Raw genomic sequence first — 2069 nt, 5'->3', positions numbered from 1 at the left:
CCCGCCGAACGCGGACACCGGGTCGCAGGCGTGCGCCTTGCGGTGGGCCTCGGCCGCGTCGGCGCCGATGGCGATGCCGCACGGGTTCGCGTGCTTGATGATCGCCACGGTCGGCGCGTCACCCTGCTCGTCGGCTGCACGCAGCGCGGCGTCGGCGTCGACGTAGTTGTTGTAGGACATCTCCTTGCCGTGCAGCTGCTCGGCCGTCGCGAGCGACCCAGCCGGGTCACCGGCGACGTACAGGGCCGCCTCCTGGTGCGGGTTCTCGCCGTACCGGAGCACGGCCGCGCGGTCCAGTGCCAGGCCGACGAAGCCGGGCCACGAGGTGTCGGGGTCAGCCGCGAGCTCCTGCGCCATCCAGCCGGCGACCGCGACGTCGTACGCCGCGGTGTGGGCGAACGCCTCGGCGGCGAGCTGCTTCCGCTGGGCGAGGGTGAAACCGCCGGCGCCCACGGCGGCGACCACGTCGCCGTAGCGAGCGGGGGACGTGACGATCGCGACCGAAGGATGGTTCTTCGCCGCGGCGCGCACCATCGAGGGCCCGCCGATGTCGATCTGCTCGACGCACTCGTCGGGTGCGGCGCCCGAGGCGACGGTCTCGGTGAAGGGGTAGAGGTTCGAGACGACCAGGTCGAACGGCTCGATCTCCAGCTCGCGCAGCTGGTCGACGTGGGAGTCGAGCCTCCGGTCGGCCAGGATGCCGGCATGCACCCGGGGGTGCAGCGTCTTGACCCGTCCGTCGAGGCACTCCGGGAAGCCGGTGAGGTCCTCGACCTTGGTGACGGGGATGCCCAATCCTTCGATCAGCGCGGCCGAGCCACCGGTCGAGACGAGCGTCACGCCCGCGTCGTGGAGGGCCCGGGCCAGGTCGTCGAGACCGGCCTTGTCGTAGACCGAGACCAGGGCGCGACGGATCGGGACGCGGTCTGCGATGGGGGTGGTGGACACGGGAGATCAGCCTATCCGGACCCGGCGCCCCTCGACGGACCAACCCTCGCGCGCCATCCGCCCCACCGTGGCGACCAGCATCGCCCGTTCGCTGACCTTGATCCGCTCGTGCAGCGTTTCCTCGGTGTCGTCGTCCTCGACCGGAACAGCGACCTGCGCCAGGATCGGGCCGGTGTCGACGCCCTCGTCGACCAGGAAGAGGGTGGCGCCGGTGACCTTGACGCCGTAGGCGAGCGCGTCGGCCGCGCCGTGGATGCCCGGGAACGCGGGGCACAGGGCCGGGTGGGTGTTGACCATCCGGAACCGCCCCAGGAACTGCTCGCCCACGAGCTTCATGAACCCCGCAGAGACGACCAGGTCCGGCCGGTGCTCGTCGACGGCCTCGGCCAGCGCGCGGTCCCAGTCCTCCCGCGTGGGGTAGTCCTTCACCCGTCGTACGAACGTCGGCACGCCAGCCCGTTCCGCGCGGGCCAGGCCTTCGATGCCGTCACGGTCGGCCCCGACCGCGACCACCTCCGCGCCGTACGCCGGGTCGGCAGAGGCGTCGAGCAGCGCCTGGAGGTTGGTGCCCGAGCCGGACACCAGGACGACGAGCCGCACGGCCGGAACTCTACGACGCGCGCTCGAAGGTGCGACGCTGCCACCAGGTCATGGCCAGGCCGCCGAGCAGCCCGCCGATCCCCAGCGCGGTGACCGCGTGGACCAGCACGTCGAAGACCAAGGGCTCGACGAACCTCATCCGACCGGGGCCGACAGCGCCACCTGCGATCGAGGCCAGCGCGCCGAGCACCACCCCCGCCAGCACGCCACCGGCGCAGCCGCGCAGCGCCCCCTCCTCCCACCGGACCGTCGGACGGCGCCGCTGGGCCAGCATCGCGGCGACGGCCGCGGCCAGCGGCGGCACCGCGATCAGCCCCGGAGCCCACCCCGGCACCGGTCCACTGTCGGGAAGCGCGGCCAGCAGCGGAAACGCGGGGAGTGCTCCGGTCACCACGAGCGTGGGTGACACGAGGGTCTGGGCTCCGACGGTGAAGCCGGGGCCGAGCAGGTACGCCGCTGCGAACAGCGTCGCGTTGGGCAGCACCAGCAGCGCGAGCACGGCGAAGAGGGCCATCTCGCCC

3 protein-coding genes are annotated in these 2069 nt (G+C 72.9%); all 3 read right to left on the bottom strand.

What is annotated here, in order from left to right; genetic code table 11:
- Nucleotides 1-948 (bottom strand): bifunctional phosphoribosylaminoimidazolecarboxamide formyltransferase/IMP cyclohydrolase (purH, locus tag VFZ39_RS01435; protein WP_330863938.1); only part of this gene is annotated, 948 nt, incomplete at its 3' end.
- Nucleotides 949-954: 6 nt separating this feature from the next.
- Nucleotides 955-1548 carry a phosphoribosylglycinamide formyltransferase gene (purN, locus tag VFZ39_RS01430; protein ID WP_330863937.1) on the bottom strand — a complete coding sequence of 198 codons (594 nt, stop codon included), beginning with the start codon at nt 1546-1548 and terminating at the stop codon, nt 955-957.
- A 10-nt stretch (nt 1549-1558) separates the two neighbouring features.
- Nucleotides 1559-2069: DUF6350 family protein (locus VFZ39_RS01425; protein ID WP_330863936.1), on the bottom strand; the 511-nt coding region annotated here is incomplete at its 5' end.

This window comes from Nocardioides sp. (assembly GCF_036374615.1).
Classification (GTDB): domain Bacteria; phylum Actinomycetota; class Actinomycetes; order Propionibacteriales; family Nocardioidaceae; genus Nocardioides.
This window is presented reverse-complemented; position numbering and strand designations above follow the sequence as displayed.